We start from the raw sequence: 20,814 nt of genomic DNA on the forward strand, positions 1-20,814 counted from the left end.
TATGAAATCAATCTTTTTTTTGACAATCATTTTTTGCTTTGCATTGGCATCCGAATTATTTGCCAATCAAATTTCCAGCCCGGATTCCTTAGAATACGTTGTGCGTCTCAAAAATGGCGACATGCTCACGGGGCTAATAATTGATGTGTTAGACGAATCCGAAAACGGTGGCGGAATCCAGCTCAAAACTTTATTGGGCTCGCCTGTGATTTATTACAAGGAAATTGCAGAAATATACCCGAAAGTAACCGCTGATAGGACAAAAAATCGAATTTTCATAATGCCAACAGGCGATGCAATCGGGCGAGACCATTTCATTGCCAATTACGAACTCGGATTGTTTTACGCAGGATTTGGTGTGATGGACATTTTTTCGTTTACTGTTGGCAGGAGCTTTTTGCCCACGGTTCTATCTCATGACCAAATTTCGATAATTAATGCCAAAGCTACTTTAGTGAGGATGTTTTGGGAAAATGCTCCCGGCGGAATGTCATTGGCACTTGGTGGCAATCTTACTTTTGTCAATAATCGAAACAACCTGAATCACGTTTACACTTCAATCAATTTCACAGGTGAAAGGACTGATATTAACGGAATTATTTTCCTCAAAACCGGAAATAAAGATTTTTATACAGCTCGATTCGGAGTTGAAGTTATTGATTTTATCTACGAAGACGGCGCTTTTGGAATTGGAGTCGGCATCAAAACTAAGTTTTCACGGCGCCACGGATTATATTTCATAGGTGAACTTTGGAATATCAATATTTCAAGTGTGACGAATACTGCTATCATGGCTGGTGTACGTATGCAAAATAGTTCATTTTCAGCAGATTTCGGGCTTGCTGTATTCTCGGTGCCGTATATTTTCCCTGTTGCATCTTTTGCATGGACACCATTTTAATCTTTACCAAAGAGCTTATTCACTGCTTCAGTGATTTTTTTGCTGTCAATCTTGCTCATATCGTCTGATAGCTGCGTATTCTTGTCAATTGGTGGATTGATGATAACGGATTCTGTGCCATAGGGTCCCCATCGCTTTTGACTGATATGAGGTGAATTGGGGTAAAATCCGATTATTCGTTTACCGAGCGAAGCCGCTATGTGCAATACTCCGGTAGAATTTGCTATCATACCGTCGCTAAATTCGATGAGTGCAATCATTTCTTCTAAATTTAATTTTCCGCAAAAATTTAGTGATTGAGCTAAATTTTGATGCACATCATCGCAAATCTTGCTTTCCGAGGCAATTCCCGTTATTATGAATTGGAATTTTGTTACGTTTGCGAACGCTTCTAAGCCGTCTATTAATTTTTCAATCGGCAAATCTCGAGCAGAACCGCCACTGCCTGGATGAATGATGATTTTTACTTTATCTTGCGAATTTTGAAGCAAATTTTGAATCTTTTGACTCGCAATATCATCAATCATCGGTCTGATTAGCTCAGTTTTATATTTCTCTCCGGTTATAGATTCTAACATTCTCACATTATACTGTGCTTCGTGAAATTTCGATACTTTTCGATGGTCACGGACTTTGTGGTTGAATAAAATCGAATAGGCACGATACGCAGACCCGATTCTAAGTTTGATACCGCTTGTAAATGCTGCAAGCACTTCATCAAAAACCGGTCTCGGAAAAAAAGCAGCGTCAAATTTTTCAAGTCTAAAAATTTCTTTTATTCCATTGTCGAATTCATCAATATAAAAGCATTTGTCAATGTATTCCGTATTCATCAGCAATGGCTTGCAATAGCTTTGGGCTATGACTGATACAGTCTTATCAGGGAAATTCGACTTAATCGCCTTCACCAAAGGTAAAGTGAGCACCATGTCGCCAAGTTTATCAGTTCTGACGACCGCAATATTTTGAGCATTTTCAAACTTCATTATGTCCATCATATTTTGTATTTTGGCTTTATATTTGTTTTAGAATTTGAATAAAAAAATTATGCTAAGATAATGAACAGTTGCCAAATATCAGTTGCCTTAATTTCATTCAACGAAGAAAATCGAATCTCGCACACTTTGGAGAGTGTCGCGGGGCTATGCTCCGAGATTATTATTGTTGACAGCGGCTCGACTGATAATACTGTAGCAATTGCCGAGAGTTTTGGTGCAAAAGTTTATATTGAGGATTGGAAAGGATTTGCAGAGCAAAAAAATTCGGCGTTGACAAAATGTACCAAAGATTGGGTGCTTTTTTTAGATTGCGACGAAGTTTTTACTCCCGCGCTGCGTTTTGAAATTGCAGGAAATCTCTGTTTGCGACAAGACATTAACGGATATTTTATCAATCGGCGCTCAGTGTATTGTGGCAAAATCATGGAATACGCTTGGCAGCCGGATAAAAAATTACGCTTAGTCCGACGAAATTCAAATCCAAAGTGGGTCGGCGATTTTGTTCATGAAAATCTTATCGTTGACGGCAAAACAGACGAAATGCAAGGCGAAATGCTGCATTATTCGTATGATTCGATGAAAACGCACTTCCATAAAACTGTCGAATATGCGCGATTGTCTGCTGAAAATTATTTTGAGCGAGGAAGAACCGTTTCATTTTTCAATTTGATTGCCAATCCCATATTTGCTTTTTGTAACATGTATATACGTCGTGGAGCGTTCATGGATGGAAAGCTCGGCTTGGTTGCATCTTTTAGTATGATGGGAACATTTCTGAAGTATGCAATGTTGTACGAAAAGAAGATTAGTTCCAAAGTAAAATAAATAAATAAAAAAGAAGTTACTTCTGCAACCCTTCTTTAGATAAAAAATTTCAACCTATTATCTCATTCCTCCAGGGAGGAGGACCACCCTGATGGAGGACCACCGGGTCCGCCGGGACCACCTGGTTGACCGCCACTCTGCTGAGATTATTTGCATAAAATGATGAACTGCTTTTTGCAATTCTTCACCTTCAAGAATGCTTATAAGCTCTATTCTCAAAATAATAGCTGAATGAGGAGGAATAATATCTCCAAGACCCATGTCGCGAAATGCTAAATGTGGTGGGACGTATAGTTCCCAAATAGAACCTACAGGCATCATTCTCAATGCTTCATTCCAACCCGGATAAACAGCCTGAACAGGCAAATCAAAAGGATTTCCTTTGTAAGTGCTATCAATAATTTTTCCATCAGTCAACTTCTGTACAAAGTGCATTTTGATAAAGTCATCATTTGTTGGCACCGGACCTTTGCCTTGTTGAATGATTTTGTAAACTAAACCACTTGGTCTGGTAATCATTCCTTCTTTCTGTCTAATATCCATCATGAATTTTTGGTCTCTTTCAAGTACTTCTTTACCAACTTCCTCCATTTTTTTACGAGTTACTTCAAGTTTAGCGTCCCGTTGTTCTTGTATTCTCTGCATCCAAGATTGTTTTATAAATTCGAGTGAATCTTGATTAAACATAGCATCTTTCTTATTGAAGGCATCCCAATAACCTTGCATGAAATAATCAAAATTTAATACTACTGAATCGAAACTTTGGAAAAATCCAAATTCATAACCTTGAACATAACTAAACTGATCTACAAGTGAATCAGGCTTTGGTAGATTTAGGTCCTTAGGTTCTGTAGCTTGAGGTCTTTCGTTTTGCTCACCACAAGCATAAACAGCAAACATAAAAAAACCAAACACAAGTGTTTTCATTAAAAATTTCATATCTTTTCTCCCTTTTTGTACAAATGTTATCACTATAACAACTAAAGATAAGATAAGTTTCATTTTATTATATTATTTTTAAAAAAAGTTAAAACTGAATTCTATTTTTATTGGGGATTTTTATGAAATATTCGCTATACTTCGTGATTTTACTGTTGATTTGTTCTTGCTCGAGCAAGGAGGAATATCGCAATGATTTGCTTAGCATTCTTGATTCGGCAGCTTATAGTGGCTGCTTTATGGTATATGACATAAATACGGAAATGACAACTTTTGTAAATCGTGAAAGATGTTTTCAGAGGTATTCTCCGGCTTCGACTTTCAAAATCCCAAATTCATTGATTGCCCTCGAAACAATGGCTGTTCAATCAGATAAAGATACAATTCGATACAACGGGATTGAAAAAGCAATTGCAGATTGGAATCGCGACCACGATTTGGCTTCTGCTTTCAAATATTCTGTTGTGTGGTATTATAAGGACATCGCAAATCGCATTGGTGACAGCACAATGAAAATTTGGCTCGATACTTTGACCGATTATGGCACTATGGTCAGAGCAAGTAAAATTGATGAGTTTTGGCTCGACGGCAGTCTGAAAATTAGCGCCGACGAGCAAGTAAAATTTTTGACAAAACTCTATAAGAATGAATTGCCATTTTCAACGAGAACTGTTGGCATTGTTAAGGAAATGATGATGTACAATCAAGACGGTAATTACATCATTCGTGGCAAAACAGGGGCTTCAATTGCAGATAATGTCGGCTGGTTTGTGGGTTGGGTAGAAAGCAAAGGTAATGCTCAAATTTTCGCCCTGAATATTTCAGTTCGAGATAGTATGGACAATCATTTTATGCGAGATAGAGTCGAAATTACGTATAAATTTCTTCGTGAACTGAATATCTTAAAATGATTAAATCAAGTTTTTCAATTTGTTCACTTTTTCGATTTCACCAGCTATGATAAGGTAATCATTCGAAGTCAAGACGTAATCGGCTTTGGGTACAGCCTTGATTTTTTGTTCGGTTCCGGTATCAGTTTTGATTGATATGATGTCCACATCGTAAACGTTTCGGATTTTCAGTCCACCGATTGTTCTGCCAACGAATTTATTGGGGACTTTGATTTCGGCAATTACGTGCCCCTCGATGAATTGGACGTCATTATCCACATTCATTTTTGTGATTTTTTGTGCCAAATCTGAAGTCATTTCAATTTTTTCGATTTCTCTCGAGTATAAGTCATTAATTTCGCGGCGATAAATGATTCCGATTTGTTTGTTTAAATTCTTATTATCCATAACGGGTAAAATGTCATGATTGCATTTGCCCATTTTGTCGATAATATTCATGCAACTTTCATGCAATGCAACTCTCTGGACATTCTTATCAGCAATGTCTCCGGCGATGATGACAAAATTCAGACTTTCGTGGTCAAAAAGTGCATCTTTTATGTTGTTGATTGAAATCATACCCATGAAATTTCCGCTCAAATCATGCACCGAGATTGATTGTACTTCATCTTGCATCATAATTTTCACAATCTGCTCGAATGTGTAGTTTTCGGGTATTGAGATGAATGTAGTCGAATACACATCCTTTGCGAGAATGGTTTTCATTACATTCGTTTCAGCATAATTTTTGATTTGGATTTTATTCATCACAAGACGCAGAGTGTAAATTGATTCTCGCGAAAGCTTTGAAGACAGTATTAAACTAATTGTACAAACAATCATCAAGGGTAAAATGGATGATGATTCTTTAGTCAATTCAAATACTAAAATTATTGCTGTGAGTGGCGCTCGCACAGTTCCAGCAATAAGTCCACCCATAGCAACCAAAGCATACGAGCCGGACTGAGCTGTCGTTTCGGGTGCAATGAAATTCATTACCGACCCAAAGAATGCACCGAGTACCGCACCAACAAAAAGAGCCGGTGAAAGAGTGCCACCTGAACCGCCTGAGCCGAGAGTGATTGACGTTGCAATAATTTTCAAGAAAATCAAAGCAAATGCGATGTACCAAATAGCTTGATTGTTGATAGAGATATTTATCATATCGTTTCCAACACCCATAACTTGGGGGAAATAAATCCCAATTATACCAACTATGAACCCACCAATCGCAGGTTTTAAATATGGCGGGATTTTCACCTTTTCTTCAAAAAAATCATCCGAAAAATATAAAACTTTAATCATCAAAAATGAGATTAATCCACACAAAGCACCCAAAACGAAGTAATAAACTATTTCAATATTGCTGTGCATGATAATAGGCGGGATATAGAATTCGGCAAAATTCCCTACAAATGCGTGTGCAATTGTAGTTGCAATTACTGATGAAATCACAATCGGAGCAAATTGTTTGACCGAAAAATCAAGCAATATGACTTCAATTGCGAATAAGGCTCCTGCAACCGGAACGTTAAATACCGCCGCTATACCTGCTGCTGAACCGCATCCGACCAATGTTTTCATTCTACGAGTGGGCACTCTAAAAAATTGCCCGATTGTGGAGCCGATTGATGCACCGATTTGCACGATTGGACCTTCTTTTCCGACCGAACCGCCGGTACCGATTGTGATTGCTGCGGTAAATGATTTGACAAGTGCAACTACAGGTCTGATTACGCCACCTTTGGTCAATATTGCCTGCATAACTTCAGGTACACCGTGACCGCGTGCTTCGGGCGCTAAGAAATGCGTGATTGGTCCAACTATCAATCCACCGATTGTAGGTATTAGGAGTAACATGTACCATGGTGTGTTGGATATTCGCTCTAATAGATTTCCACCATGCCCAAAGGCTATTCCGGAAATCAAATCAACTAAATATTTGATTCCAACCGCTCCAAAGCCACAAACTACACCGATGATAACTGCCATTGCTATCATAAACAAATGCTCGGTAGTCTGTAGATGCTCCAACCAATGCGAGGCTTGTCGCGATGATTGCAAATATATATAACGGATCCAAACTCTTATTTTGTTCATTTTTTCGGATTTTGTCTTGTGCTACAATTCAAACTTAAGGGTTAGCAAACTATTGACAATGAAAAAAATGACTTTATATAGGAAAATAAAATGATGCTTTTAGTTTAAAAGTAAAAATCGTCCATCCGCTGTTCTTGACTATTTCCAAAGGTATGTAGTTGACGGAGCCTGTCAATTGTAAAAACGAAGTGCTGTTCAAGCTCAAAGGCATTCTTTTGTGTAAAGCAATTTCAACCGATGGTAATAATGAGGAAAAATTGTCTATTTCGCCTTCTTTCTTGTTCCTGACTCTTGTGCCCGAATCAGGGAAAACGCCTCTATCGTCAGGTTCTTGGAGTTCCTCATATTGTGAGACTGAATTCGATAAATGAAAAATTGAACCCAACTTCAATGATAGCAGAAAATCGTAGTAAAATTCGTACATGAGTCCCATTTGTGGGTGTATGAAGAAAATCTCAAGTTCGGTATTATGATTGAACGAGCCTTCAATCGGCTCGCCATCAATATTCAAAATCATTTTCTCGGGACTAATAAAATCCACTTTGTGCCGTTCTATTCCGGTACTGAATGTGAAACTCAGCTTATCCGAATAATTGTAAATATACTCAGCCCCAAAGCCGAGATACATACCCGAACCATCCAATTCATCATTACAACACGATGGTGGTCCAAACAAAGCCTTTGTTTCAGTATCGTGCAATCCAACGCCACCACTCAAGAAAAATCCTAAATTTGATTTGTTAATTTGCATATCTGTCTGCCCGTATGATGGCAGTGTGAATACGAGCATTAGGACAAATGCAAATTCACAAAATTTACGATGGCTTAACATTTATGGCTCCAAATTAACATAAAACTGCTTTTATATTTGAATAACTTTGTTTAAATTGGCTAAATATTTTGTGTTAAAACTAAATTCAAATTTAATGAAAGAAATTGATATAAAGCAATTGATAGAATCAAAGTCATCAGACTTCTTTGAAAAGAAACCTGCTTTTGTGAATAAATTTATACTGTTTGCATTGGCGAAGTTCTTGAAATTGAATGAAATAAATAAATTTATTCGCGAGAATCATAGTGTTCATGGAATTGAATTCATCAATCGCTTGTTTGATACATTGGGATTTAGCTATCGAATTTCCGAACGCGACAAGCGTAAAATACCGGCTGAAGGCAAAGTTATCATCGTTGCCAATCATCCTCTTGGAGGTTTAGATGGTTTGGCTCTCGTCAAAGCAGTACGTGAAGTTCGCTCCGATGTCCGCATCGTAGCCAATGATTTGCTGATGAAAGTCGAAAACCTATCTGAAGTTTTTCTACCCTTAGATGTCTATTCAATTTCGGGGCAGAAATCCCAAATTGCAGCAATCGAGCAAGCATTATTAAACGAAGAAGCCGTGATAATCTTCCCTTCCGGCAAAGTATCACGTCTGACAATGCAAGGCATTCGTGATTTGAAATGGCGAAATGGCGCCACTAAGTTCAGTACCAAAATGTCCGCTCCAATATTGCCGATTTTTATCCAAGGCAGAAATACACTCTTGTTCTATTTATCGGCACTCATCCACGATAAACTCGGCATGTTCATGTTGCCAAGCGAATTATTCCGTCATAAGGACAAAATCATCACAATGATTGTCGGGGATTTGATTCCTGCCAATTCCTTTAAATCGCTCAAACCAAAAGTCCAAGCAAAATTGTTGCTGCAGCATACCTATAAGATTGGTACAAACAAAACCGGCAATTTTGTGACTGAAAAGACCGTCATTCACCCCGTTGATACCCGTTTAATCAAAAAAGAGCTTCAAAACAATGAACTTTTGGGATATACTTTCGACGGAAAGAAAATTTATCTCGTAGATTATGCCAATGCTAACAATGTTTTGAAAGAAATTTCGAGGTTGCGTGAAGTGACTTTCCGAAAAGTTGGCGAGGGGACAGGCAAAACTTATGATATGGATATTTATGATTTGTACTACAAACATATCGTGCTTTGGGATGAAGAGACTTTAGATATCGTTGGTTCGTACAGACTTGGCATCACTTCCGAAATTTTGGACCAATTTGGCAAAAACGGACTATACAACAGTTCGCAGTTCGCTTTAAATGATGGTTTTGATGAAATTTTAACCCAATCAATCGAAGTCGGCAGGAGTTTTATCCAACAAAAATATTGGAAAAGCAACGCCCTTGATTATATTTGGCAAGGAATTGGAGCCTTTCTCATTCGCCATCCCGAAATAAAGTATCTCTGGGGAGCCGTCTCGATAAGTGATTCTTATTCGGATTTGGCTAAGGGACTGATTATCGGGTACTACAAAAAGTGGTATGGCGGCGATAAATCATGGGCTGAACCTGTCTATGAATATGTCACACCGGAAAAATATCTGAGTGAAATCGCATCTGTACTGACCGCTAATAATCATGTTGATGATTTCAAAAATCTCAAACATGCACTAAAGAATTTGAATTTCTCAGTGCCGGTTTTGTTTAGACGCTATACCGAGCTATGCGAATACGGCGGCTCTAACTTTGTAAGTTGGTGCATTGATGTGAATTTCAATAATTCCATAGATGGTCTGATTATATTGGATATGACTAAGCTGAAGGAAGATGCAAAGAACCGTTACTACAACCAAAAAAGTTTCGTGAACAAATCTAATGATAGAGAGTTAGAAATGGCGGGCTAATCTTAGTCTTGTTGCTATTCGCTAATGAATCTTAACAAGGTCATATTCAATTTCTACTAAAGGAATTTGAATACAAAAAAAACTGAGAATACTTTAGCTTGTTTTTTTATAAATCTCAGACGATTCTCAAACTTTAGCCTATTCTTATCCTGATAGACCTATCATAATATTCTACTGTTTAAAACAAGTTTCCATACTTATATGCGTTTATAATTTATAACAATGTATCATAATCCCAAAACAATGATTATTATACAAATTCATTTTTATTGACAAAAACGAAATCAAATTAAGTGAAAGAAATTGATATAAAGCAATTGATTGAATCAAAGGCGCCGGAGTTTTTTGAAAAGAAACCGCCTTTTGTTAATCAGTTCATCTTATTCGCCCTGACAAAATTACTGAAACTCAAGGAAATCAATGAATTTATCCGCAATAATCAAAATAATATCGGCTTAGATTTCATAAATTCATTATTTAATACCTTAGGTTTTAGCTATAAAATATCCGAGAGCGACAAGAATAAAATACCCGCAGAAGGCAGACTTGTCATTGTTTCCAATCATCCGCTCGGTGGATTGGACGGACTTGCACTCGTAAAAGCAATTCGCGAAGTTCGCCCCGATGCACGAATCGTCGCCAATGATTTGTTGATGAAAGTCGAAAATTTGAGTGATGTTTTCTTACCGTTAGATATATACTCCATCTCAAGCCAAAGAACTCAAATCGCCACTATTGAACAGGCGCTGTTAAACGAGGAAGCTGTCATTATTTTTCCGTCAGGAAAAGTGTCTCGATTGTCTTTCAAAGGCATTCGTGACCGGAAATGGTACAATGGAGCTACCAAGTTTAGCACAAAAATGTCCGCACCAATTCTCCCGATATTTATCAAAGGCAGAAACACGATGCTGTTTTATTTGTCTGCACTTATCCATGATAGGCTTGGCATGTTGATGCTTCCGGGCGAACTTTTTCGACACCGTCGGAAAGCTATTTCGATATTTGTAGGCGAGATAATTCCTGCAAAATCATTTAGCTTACTAAAACCAAAGGTGCTGGCAAAACTTTTACTCCAACATACTTACAAGTTGGGGGCAGGCAAAGTCGGAAATTTTAAGACCGACAAGACTGTGATTCATCCTGTTGAACCCAGTCTTGTTGAAAAAGAACTCAAAAATAGCGAATTACTCGGCTCGACTTTCGATGATAAGCGAATCTATCTCGTTGATTATTCAAAAGCTCAAAATGTTATGAAAGAGATTTCGCGTTTGCGAGAGCTTACTTTCCGTAAAGTTGGCGAAGGAACCGGCAAAATATGCGATATAGACATCTATGATTTTTTCTACAAACACATTATTCTTTGGGATGATGAACATTTAGATATAGTTGGTTCGTACCGACTCGGTATAGGGTCGGAGATTATCCGTAAATTCGATAAAAGAGGACTCTACAATAGTTCTCTTTTTAGTTTGAACGAAGGCACTGATAACTTTCTGAGCCAATCTATCGAAGTCGGCAGGAGTTTTATCCAACAAAAGTATTGGAATAGCAACGCACTCGACTTGATTTGGCAGGGCATGGTGGCTTTCATTATCAGGAATCCCGAAATCAGATATGCCTGGGGTGCAGTATCAATAAGCGACTCTTATTCCGGATTTGCTAAGGGACTAATTACATCATATTACAAAAAATGGTATGGTGGCAATATTGAGTGGGCTACACCCATATACGAGTACGAAATATCCGACAACATTATGAAAGAAGTCGAAGCCATTTTAACTGCTGATAACTATATTGATGATTTTAAAAATCTCAAAGAAGCACTTCGCATCATGAATTTATCAGTTCCGATTTTGTTACGTCGTTATACAGAATTGTGCGAATACGGCGGTGCAACAATTATCAATTGGTGCGTTAATGTAAACTTCAACAATTCCATAGACGGACTGATTGTATTAGATTTGACTATGATGAAAGAAGAGGCAAAAAAGCGTCTTTACAACCAAAAAAGTTTTGTAAAAAAATAAATGAATATACTATCTTGCAGCGATATATCAAAATCTTTTAAGGACAAAGTCCTTTTTGATTCGATTTCTTTTGGAATGAACCAAGGTGATAAAGTCGGCATCATCGGAAAGAATGGTGCCGGGAAATCTACTTTGCTTAAAATTATTTCCGGCATTGAAAACCCTGATTCAGGTTCTGTTGTGGTAAACAACAACACAAAATTGATGTACCTTGACCAAAATTCCGAATTTGATTCCTACGATTCAGCTCTTGAATTTGTGATGAAAGGCAATGAGCAAATCAACAACTTGATTGACGAGCATCACAAATACTCGCACAAGCCCGATTTGACCGATATCGAATCAGCTCGCTTTTCCGAAATCAATCATACACTTGATTCATTGAACGGCTGGAATCACGAACTCGAAGCTAAAAAATATCTGGGTATGCTCGGCATCACAAATCATGAAGCTATCGTTCATACTTTGTCCGGTGGGCAAAAGAAGCGAGTCGCTTTGGCGTATGTACTGATGTCACGCCCGGATTTGCTTTTATTGGACGAACCCACAAATCACCTTGATGCTGATACAATTCAATGGCTACAGGATTATTTGCAATCTATGCCAATATCGTTGATTTTCGTGACTCATGATAGATATTTTCTCGATGCAGTATCTGAGAGTATTCTCGAAATCAACGATAGGAAAATTTTCACTTATGAGGGCAATTACGAGAAATATCTCGAACAGAAAGAAATTTTTGCCCGAACTCAATCTTCCACTTTAGAGCACAATTTATCTAAACTTCGCAATGAGCTTGCTTGGTTGCAAAAAGGCGCCAAAGCACGTCGGACCAAGCAAAAAAGCCGCATTGATTGGATTGACGAATTGAAAAAAAGCTCGATTAAATCGAAAGATAAAAAAATCAAAATCGAATTGGGCAAAACATTTTTGGGTAATACCATCATCGAAGCTCATTACGTTGCCAAATCTATCGCAGGTGTCAAGCTATTCAGCAATTTTACTTATATGGCAAAACCCAAAGACCGTATCGGAATAATTGGACCCAATGGCTGCGGCAAATCAACTTTGCTCAATCTTTTAGCCGGAAAAATCCAAACCGATGACGGTAGCTTCGAACTTGGTTCAAGTGCCAAAGTCGGGTACTTCAAGCAAGAAATTGATGATTTGAAAGATGACCAAACTGTTATCAATTCATTGCGTGAAATAGCCGAATTTATTGACGTGGGAGTTGGACGAGACCGCTTTATAACAGCTAAAGAATTGCTCGAGCGATTCCTGTTTCCTCCATATCAGCATTTCGCCCAAATTTCCACATTATCTGGTGGTGAACGCCGGAGATTGGCACTTTTGCGTATGTTTATGGCTAATCCGAATGTGATTTTGCTCGATGAGCCGACGAATGATTTTGATATCGAAACATTGAATGCTATTGAATCTTATTTTGATGATTTCTACGGTGTTTTGATTATCGTCTCCCACGATAGAGCATTCATTGACCGTATGGTCGAATTTGTTTGGGTATTCCGTCCGGACGGTACGATTAAGGAATATCCCGGAAATTATTCTTACTATCTCGAGCAAAAGGAAAAGGAAGAATCTCTCAGAAGGCAATTAGCAAGTCAGTCGCAAGTCAAAACCGATACCAGAGTCAAAGACACCGACAAAGTTCGCAAAAAACTCTCTTACAAGGAGCAAAGAGAATTTGATTTGCTCGAAGAGGAAATTTCCGCTCTGGAAATTGAATTAGATGACCATCAACAGCAAATGACTAATCACGACGGTAAAGATTACAAGCAAATCGAAAGTATATCTTCTAAGATTGAAGAATTGCAGAACATGATTGACGAAAAAACCGAACGCTGGATGGAACTTTCCGAAAGTATTGGCTAATTATGCTCGCGGATGGAAAGTGCGATGAACTTCTTTGATGAACTCTCTGTCCAAATGGGTGTAAATTTGCGTAGTTGATATGTCCGAATGCCCGAGCATTTCTTGGACGGCTCGCAAATCGGCGCCACCTTCGAGCAGATGCGTAGCAAATGAATGCCTGAAAATATGCGGATGAACCTTTACGCTAATTCCAGCCATAGCCGAATATTTTGCCAATAATTTCCATATTCCCATCCGAGATAGCGGCGAACCGCGTTGATTCAGAAATAGAAAGTCATGCGATTTGTTTGGAACATAAAACTGCGAACGCGCTTCGCCCATGTATCGAGCAATCCATTCGAGAGCTGATTGCCCAATAGGCACAATTCGCTCTTTCGACCCTTTGCCAAATACGCGGACAATTTCCGATTCTTCCAAAATATCGCGTTTTGTCAGTCCGATTAATTCCGAAACTCTCAGTCCACAAGCGTACATTGTCTCAAACATGGCTCTGTCTCTTATTCCGGCAAGAGAAGCTGTGTCAGGTTGGTCTAAAATTTTGTTAATGTCATCAATAGTCAGCGTTTCGGGCAATTTCCTGCCGGATTTTGCTTGTTCGATGGTTTCGGTTATATCATCTTTCGCTTTATTTACCGAGACAAGATATTTGTACAATGCCCTAATTGAGGACAAATATCGTGCACGGCTGGAAGTTGCCAGACCCATTGAAGTCAATTGAGCTAAGAAATTTTCAACATTGATTGATTGTGCATCCGCAAATGTCTCTATGCCCTCGGTCTGTAAATATGAAGCAAAACTACGGACGTCATGCAAATACGAATGCTTGGTGTTGTCAGCGAGCCCCTTTTCCAAACTCAAAAACTGAACAAATGAATTAATCAACTTCAGAAAATTTCTATTTATCGTTTCCATTTAATTTTTTTTCGGAATCTCTTTGTACGATACCCGTTTGTGCCCCATACCAATAAGACTTTTTGCTATAACCGTTTTGATTTTATTCAAATCGCTTATTGTTATGTTACATTCGTCAAACTGTCCGTCAAGGATTCTGTCTTGGATATTTTTTTCAATAATATTTTCGATTTCCTCAAGTGATTTTGATTCAATACGCGAAATTGCTTCGGCACTATCGCAAATCATCAATATCGCTGTTTCCTTTGTTCTGGGTTTCGGACCCGGATAGCGGAAATCGCTTTCATTGATTTCCTTATCAGGATTCATTTCCAAAGCTTGGGCATAAAAATGTTTGACAAGTGTAGTGCCATGGTGCATCGGTATAAAATCTATGATTCGTTGCGGCAATTTATACTGTCTCGCCAATTCAATACCGGCGGCAACATGGTCAATGATAATCTGAGCACTCTTTTTTGGTGAAATTTGCTCGTGTTTATTTTCGATACCAATCTGGTTTTCAGTGAAATATTCGGGCTTTTCCATCTTGCCAAGGTCATGATAATAAGTGCCGACTTTTGTGAGCAGGTGATTTGCTCCAATTTCGCGAGCACAACGTTCGGCAAGCATAGCTACTGCCATTGTGTGTTGGTATGTGCCGGGCGAAATTTCAGTCAACTTCTTTAGCAAAGGATGGTCCGGGTCGTCGTATTCTTTGATTTGCAAATCTGTCGAAATATTTGGCAAACGTTCTATCATAAATAACAGCCCAAAAGTAATAATCGGTGACATTATCGAACAAATTAAAGCCAAACTCATAGATTTTAACAAATCAATGTTATCGGTGCTACTTTCGGCGCTAAAAACGAGAATTGATATGAAAAATCCCATGAAAATAAAAAATATTGATTGGTACATTTGTGTACGATTTTGGATATCACGTACTGTGTAGGAAGCAAGCATACCAACGAAAATCATCTGTGTTGCTGTTATATAATCATTGCCTCTGATGCCTGCCATTAATAGCGACATGGTGACAGTGCTCACAAATGCTGTCCGCGAATCAAATACTATGGCTATTAGCATAGAAATCGCCGGTATGAAAATCAAATATTGCAATGGCAAATCGGAAATAATTTCTATCGAAAGCCAACTTAACAGTGATATCAAAACCATAGAACCCATCAATATACTTAGTTCGACGTTGTCTGTTATTACTTTCTTGCGTAGTATCAACAAATATATGATTAGGATGGACAGTATCATTGACGCATGTCCGAAATTACCGATATAGTACAATAACCCATAACTGTCCTCATCGGTCATGAATCGTGAACTTTGGTAGGACTTGATTTTGGCAATATTCAATTCGGATAGTTTTTCTTTGTTATGTATGATGACTTCTCCGGCACGTACAAAACCTATTGTCCGAGGTACTGAATTCATTGCCTGTTCGATTGCTTGGTCAGTCAAATCATTATGGAAAACTAAGTTGGGAACGTTCAATCGGTTGACAATTTCCATAGCAAGAGCTTGCAAGGGGGCTTGAATCGTTTTGCTGATAATTGACTCGGCATTATTAATGAATGCTGACCTGTCAAGCAAATTAACCTTGTTGAGGATTATGAATTGATTCTTATCAACGCGCACCATGATTTCAGATTTCACAATTCTATCCAAAGCGATATTGACAAATCCGTTATCATAGGTTTCCGCTAAATATTTTTCTAAGGTTTGTTTAATTACTTTGAACTGCATTTCCCTTTGCTTAAGAGGTAAATCCAATAATGGTCTAAGTGATTTTTCCGAAATAGGGCTTGGGAGTTTATCAACTTGCTGGGTCAACATCTCCTCGAGAATATCTAAAATTGTGCTCAGTGCAGTTCGATTTGATAATGCCGATGCTTCATCAATGACAAACACGGGCAGAGCCTCTTCGGCAGCAAGTCTTCTTTCCTCAGAATATTTGGCTGCTTCTTTGAAAATAGGGTATGAAAATTCGGCAATTAGAGGTTCGTCCTCCCAAGTAGAACCCGCTACCATTCTATAATCCGGTATATTATATGCTTTTTGGTCTAATTTTATCACAAAAAATAATGATGTCAATATCAAGCTGACAATGATGATGAATATTTTCAATCGCAAGGAGCCTTTTACACGATTGTAATCGATTTGGGATGCGATTGCATTATCCACCAATATTTTTTGGAACAATGTTTGTCTCGGGTTTAGCATTTTGTTTTCTTTTATTTTTTATTTTGAAAACTTATTCATATTATTGCGAATATAATCATAATATTTTTTTTCGATGTTATTCATGGAATGTCTTTATATAAATAAAATCTTAAGTGTCGGTGAAATTTGCGAACTTACAACCGACGAATCTAAGCACGCACGGGCTCTCCGCTTGCGTGAAGGGGATAATATTTATCTCACAAACGGAATCGGTTCGGTCTATCTTTCCGAATTAGTTTCATATTCTAAAAATTCAGCGACGTGTAGAATTTTGGAATCGTATCCGAATTTCGGAGAACCTGCTAAATTTGTTCATGCTTTTATAGCATTGATTGATAACAAGGACAGAATGGATTTTTGCATCGAAAAATGTATTGAAATCGGTGTGTCGGAGTTCACTTTCTTGCATTCAAAATATTCTGCCAAACGGCAATCTAACCCCGAAAGGCTCCAAGCAAAAGCGATTGCTGCAATAAAGCAATGTAAAAGAGCAACGCTACCGAAATTCAATCCTACGATTGATATTGCGACTATAAAAAATGTAATTAGCGATTATCAAGTCTTTTTGGCTGACGAAAAGGGGAAATCTTTCACTTCATACAGCCCGAAAAGCAATGTAGCTTTCATCGTCGGACCCGAAGGCGGATTTTCGGAAGAAGAAATTGCAATGCTACAAAATTTAGATAATGTCTCACTCGTCAACCTTGGCAATAGGAGATTGCGAGCAGAAACGGCTGCTATTGCAATGAGTGTTTTATGTTTGAATCTTTAAATTTAGGAAATTATCTATGGCATTAGATTGGCACAAGTGCAAAGGCGGAGTTTGGTGTGATTTGTTTCAGCTTGATTTGGAACATGAATTTCTACGAAATCTCTCCGGGGTTTACATAGTTTGGAGCGGAACTACAGATAAGAGCGTGCTGAAAGTCGGCTCAGGTATAATTTCTACGGAATTGAAGAAGGAAAGGCAAGACCTCGCTATCCAAATTTTCGCACATCACGGGGTTTTCGTTTCTTGGGCAGAAATTTCAGCTCTGAAAAGAGAAAGCGTAATGCTTTATTTGGCAGAAACGCTTACTCCGAAGCTACCGGTAAGTTTACCGCGAACAATCCCGATAAAGGTTGATTTGCCCTGGTAAAGGTGTTCTTGTCTTCAATTTTTAAATTTTTTCTTCTCGTAGTTCACGAATACGAGTTCTTGCCTCGTGCAAATAAATTGAACCCGGATATTTTACAAGTATCTCAGTGTAATAGCGTAAAGCTTCAGCCTTGTTTTTCTCTGCGTAATATGTATCAGCTATCATCTTTGTCATCCTGTCCATATAGATTGATTCAGGGAATTCAGTCATCAATTTCAATGCTGCCTTCCTTGATAAATCATACTTTCCGTCGCTATAATAAATTTCCGAAACTCTTATGTAGGACAGTTCTATTAAATTATCACTCGATGAATTTGCAGAAACTTCCATATAAATTTCGACCGCTTTGTCATAATTTCGCTTATATTCTTCAAATTCCGCTTTTGCAAATAGCATCAATGGATTGATGAAATTCTCATTCTCGGAGATGAAAGCAAATTTTTGGATTGCCAAATTTGCAATATCCGAATTGGGGTTCAAAGTTAGCGTTCTGTACAATTCCTTTGCTTTGGGTATATCGCCACTGAAATATTCAATCATTGCCGCTAATAAGTTCGCATGGTCTTTGGCTTTCGGGTCAGAATATCGGCTTTTCAAAATCTGCTCAATAGTTTTAGAAGCGTTTTCGGTATCGTCCCGAATAAGATATACTTTTACCAATTCAATTCCTGCTTCCACCGAAAAGCCATGATTGGGATAGTCTTTGATTAGTTGCTTGTATTGATTGATAGCTCTGTCGTAATCATTCAAATATTCCGAATAAATTTTCGCAAGTCTAATCATACTTTCCGCTGCGTGAGAAGATTTCGGGTGTTCTTTTATTATCGCATCATAGCGGCTCATGATATTTTTCAGTTCAGCTTCGGTAAATTTCGCTTTTGTTCCGGCAAGTTTACCCTCAAGTGTGCGAGTATAGCCGTATAACGCTGATGATGCGTAAGGACTGCTTTTGCCGCGTTCAATCAATATTGCATACGCCTTCAAAGCTATGTCATGCTCCCCATCACGAGAGGTGGAATTTGCAAAATTCAATATGTCCAAGCCTCGAGAATTTTTCAATTCATCTATCCGTATCGTCATTTCGAGTGCCTGGTTGTGCCTTTTGGCTTCGCGTAGAAACCAAGAATATACTTCCTGGTAAACGATGTTCGATTTCTCAGAATCGGCTCTGCGTTTCAAAACTTTGTCAATATGCTCGAATCCTTCTTCATTGGACATGAATGCAAAGAGCCTTCCTTGAGCTAAGGCTATATTGAAGTTGTTATCCAATAAGTCGAGTATTTCTTCAGTTCCGTCAATATGATTTCCCGTTGAAATGTATAATTTTATGAGATTATCCGTAAAAAGAGTTTTGTCGCCAAATTTCTTGCGGGCTTCGAGGTAAGTTTCAATTGCCTTTTGAAATAATTTGAGTTCAATCTGGCTATTAGCAACGAAATCATAAGTGACGGCTGTAATTCCGCTCATACTCAGTATGTTCTTCCAAATTTCATCAGCCCTTTTTGCATTTCCGGTTCGCCAATTCATTTCTGCAGCAATGGTTAAAATCTCAGGGTTTGGCTTTTTGCTTGCTTTTTCTTCAGCATATTTGAGCAATTCGGAATACTTGCTCATTTGCTTCATTACTCGAGCGAGAGCATAAAAGTAAGCATTGTCTTCGGGTTTTTCCTTGTAAAGTTCTTCGTAAATACTCAAAGCACTTTCTAAATTGCCGCCTTGCTCGAATGATTGACCAAGTTGGAATTTTTGCATCAAAGTATTTTGGCTTTGAGCTGAAACATAAAAGATTAAGAACAGTGATATTATATATAGGGATTTTTTCATATTTTCGGTTATATTAATTGCAACTATTTCATAAAGAAGACGTTATATTTTGTAAAATGTTATTGAATTCAGTATCTATCATACTTTTATGCAATCAATCAAAACAAATTTTCTAAAATTCATTATTCTTGGCATATGTTTCTTAGCTTTGACTTCAATTTCCAAATCTGATGATATCATTTTGAGGAATGCTGATAGCTTGAGAGGGCTTACTACTGATGAAACCAGCATCAGAGAATTTTTTGGCAATGTATGGCTGATTCAAAATGACCTTGACTTAAAGTGCGATTATGCAAAGCAATATCTTAATTCCAACACTGTGGACCTAATCGGCAATGTCGTCATCACTCAAAGAACTATGATATTGAAATCACCCAAAATTTTCTATAATGGTAATTCCGGAGTCGCAATCGCCGATAATGGCGTAGCACTTCGTGATGCAAACAGCTATCTTGAAGCACAAAAGGGAACTTACTCCACAAAAGCCTATATGGCAGATTTCTACGGCGATGTGTTTATCGAAGATGATTCGGTAAAAATTTATTCGGATAATGTTGTCCATAATCGTACTACACGTGAAAGTTTTGCCACCGGTGATGTATGGATATTCGGCAAATATACAAATGTGGTTATGAAAGGCGACACTATCATCAATATCCCCAAAGAGAGTTACTCTATCAGCATGGGGAACACGGTTTTGTTCAAAATTGATACCATTCAGCGACTTGATTCGATTTATGTCGAGCAGGAAGAACAATTTGTTTCGACTTATCTCATGTCTCTCGATACATTGAGTATTTCCTGCGATACGATGCAAGCATACCGATATATAGGAAATGAAGAATACTTTTTCGATGGTAATGTCCAAATCGTCAAGGAAAATATAAAAGCTATTGCCAAATCTGCGGTATTTTACAAAAATCAAAACATAATCATCCTTCGCGATAAGCCAATAGTGTGGTATGATTCAACTCAACTTTTTTCAGATTCGATAGTAATTGAACTGATTGACAATAAGTTGAAAAAGCTAAGTGCATTCGGAAATTCGATTGCAGTAACCAAACTTGATTCTGTCGATAATGAACGAATCAACCAAATCTCTGCCAACGATATTTTTATCGAATTTGAGGACGGCAAAATCAATAGTCTGCGAGGCAATGTCAATGCAAGCAGCTTGTATTTTTTCAAGGACGAGGAAGGCTATAACGGTGTTGACCGAAAATCAACCGATTCGATTCATGTAGAATTTATTAATGGTGAACCCGAGAATATTTTTTGGATTGGAAGTTCCGTAGCTGAATTTTACCCCGAAAATGTGATATTTGGCAAAATTACTTCTTACTTCTTGCCGGAGTTCAAATGGTCTGATATTCGACCTGAAATTAAGAAAATCCTATTCGGTCGGAAAGAAAAAACCCGACAATTCTAATAATTACAATAAAAGTGTGTATTTTACTATCAT

General features: G+C 38.0%; 16 protein-coding genes. 9 read left to right on the forward strand and 7 right to left on the reverse strand.

What is annotated here, in order from left to right; genetic code table 11:
• Nucleotide 1: 1 nt before the first annotated feature.
• Nucleotides 2–901 carry a hypothetical protein gene (locus tag M9949_09360; GenBank protein MCO5251613.1) on the forward strand — a complete coding sequence of 300 codons (900 nt, stop codon included), beginning with the start codon at nt 2–4 and terminating at the stop codon, nt 899–901.
• On the opposite strand, the gene M9949_09365 is transcribed toward M9949_09360, so the two are convergent.
• Nucleotides 898–1,887: a glycosyltransferase family 9 protein gene (locus tag M9949_09365; GenBank protein ID MCO5251614.1), complete on the reverse strand. Its 990-nt coding sequence runs from the start codon at nt 1,885–1,887 to the stop codon at nt 898–900. The genes M9949_09360 and M9949_09365 overlap by 4 nt on opposite strands.
• Nucleotides 1,888–1,959: 72 nt before the next feature.
• Here M9949_09365 and M9949_09370 point away from each other — a divergent pair, with 72 nt between their 5' ends.
• Nucleotides 1,960–2,724: a glycosyltransferase family 2 protein gene (locus M9949_09370; protein MCO5251615.1), complete on the forward strand. Its 765-nt coding sequence runs from the start codon at nt 1,960–1,962 to the stop codon at nt 2,722–2,724.
• 57 nt (nt 2,725–2,781) lie between these two features.
• On the opposite strand, the gene M9949_09375 is transcribed toward M9949_09370, so the two are convergent.
• Nucleotides 2,782–3,663: an FKBP-type peptidyl-prolyl cis-trans isomerase gene (locus M9949_09375; protein ID MCO5251616.1), complete on the reverse strand. Its 882-nt coding sequence runs from the start codon at nt 3,661–3,663 to the stop codon at nt 2,782–2,784.
• Nucleotides 3,664–3,785: 122 nt separating this feature from the next.
• Here M9949_09375 and blaOXA point away from each other — a divergent pair, with 122 nt between their 5' ends.
• On the forward strand, nt 3,786–4,574 hold the full coding sequence (gene blaOXA / locus M9949_09380; protein MCO5251617.1) for a class D beta-lactamase: 789 nt from the start codon (nt 3,786–3,788) through the stop codon (nt 4,572–4,574).
• Here the strand turns inward: blaOXA and M9949_09385 are convergent, their stop codons facing one another.
• Together M9949_09385 and M9949_09390 are read right to left on the reverse strand one after the other, a co-directional pair.
• A complete protein-coding gene (locus M9949_09385; protein ID MCO5251618.1) occupies nt 4,575–6,653 on the reverse strand; it encodes a chloride channel protein in 2,079 nt (692 codons plus the stop codon). It lies immediately after the preceding gene.
• Nucleotides 6,654–6,726: 73 nt separating this feature from the next.
• On the reverse strand, nt 6,727–7,485 hold the full coding sequence (locus tag M9949_09390; protein ID MCO5251619.1) for a hypothetical protein: 759 nt from the start codon (nt 7,483–7,485) through the stop codon (nt 6,727–6,729).
• Between the two features lie 94 nt (nt 7,486–7,579).
• Here M9949_09390 and M9949_09395 point away from each other — a divergent pair, with 94 nt between their 5' ends.
• From M9949_09395 to M9949_09405, 3 genes are all read left to right on the forward strand, one after another.
• Entirely contained in the window at nt 7,580–9,343 is a 1,764-nt protein-coding gene (locus M9949_09395) for a lysophospholipid acyltransferase family protein (protein MCO5251620.1), read from the forward strand.
• Nucleotides 9,344–9,636: 293 nt separating this feature from the next.
• Nucleotides 9,637–11,370: a lysophospholipid acyltransferase family protein gene (locus tag M9949_09400; GenBank protein MCO5251621.1), complete on the forward strand. Its 1,734-nt coding sequence runs from the start codon at nt 9,637–9,639 to the stop codon at nt 11,368–11,370.
• A gap of 75 nt (nt 11,371–11,445) precedes the next feature.
• Entirely contained in the window at nt 11,446–13,263 is a 1,818-nt protein-coding gene (locus M9949_09405) for an ABC-F family ATP-binding cassette domain-containing protein (protein MCO5251622.1), read from the forward strand.
• Here M9949_09405 and xerD read toward each other — a convergent pair whose 3' ends face one another.
• Together xerD and M9949_09415 are read right to left on the reverse strand one after the other, a co-directional pair.
• Nucleotides 13,264–14,175, reverse strand: coding sequence for a site-specific tyrosine recombinase XerD (xerD, locus tag M9949_09410; GenBank protein MCO5251623.1), 912 nt, complete (start codon nt 14,173–14,175; stop codon nt 13,264–13,266).
• Nucleotides 14,176–16,389 (reverse strand): HDIG domain-containing protein, encoded by a 2,214-nt coding sequence (locus M9949_09415; GenBank protein MCO5251624.1) that lies wholly within the window; start codon nt 16,387–16,389, stop codon nt 14,176–14,178.
• A gap of 82 nt (nt 16,390–16,471) precedes the next feature.
• On the opposite strand from M9949_09415, the gene M9949_09420 reads away from it, so the two are divergent.
• Nucleotides 16,472–17,161, forward strand: coding sequence for a 16S rRNA (uracil(1498)-N(3))-methyltransferase (locus M9949_09420; GenBank protein MCO5251625.1), 690 nt, complete (start codon nt 16,472–16,474; stop codon nt 17,159–17,161).
• Between the two features lie 16 nt (nt 17,162–17,177).
• Entirely contained in the window at nt 17,178–17,528 is a 351-nt protein-coding gene (locus M9949_09425; protein ID MCO5251626.1) for a hypothetical protein, read from the forward strand.
• A gap of 21 nt (nt 17,529–17,549) precedes the next feature.
• Here M9949_09425 and M9949_09430 read toward each other — a convergent pair whose 3' ends face one another.
• Nucleotides 17,550–19,352 (reverse strand): tetratricopeptide repeat protein, encoded by a 1,803-nt coding sequence (locus M9949_09430; protein MCO5251627.1) that lies wholly within the window; start codon nt 19,350–19,352, stop codon nt 17,550–17,552.
• Between the two features lie 88 nt (nt 19,353–19,440).
• Here M9949_09430 and lptC point away from each other — a divergent pair, with 88 nt between their 5' ends.
• Nucleotides 19,441–20,781, forward strand: coding sequence for an LPS export ABC transporter periplasmic protein LptC (gene lptC / locus M9949_09435; protein MCO5251628.1), 1,341 nt, complete (start codon nt 19,441–19,443; stop codon nt 20,779–20,781).
• Nucleotides 20,782–20,814: the final 33 nt, after the last annotated feature.

The sequence above is a fragment of the Candidatus Kapaibacterium sp. genome (assembly GCA_023957315.1).
Taxonomy (GTDB): Bacteria; Bacteroidota; Ignavibacteria; order Kapaibacteriales; family UBA2268; genus PGYU01.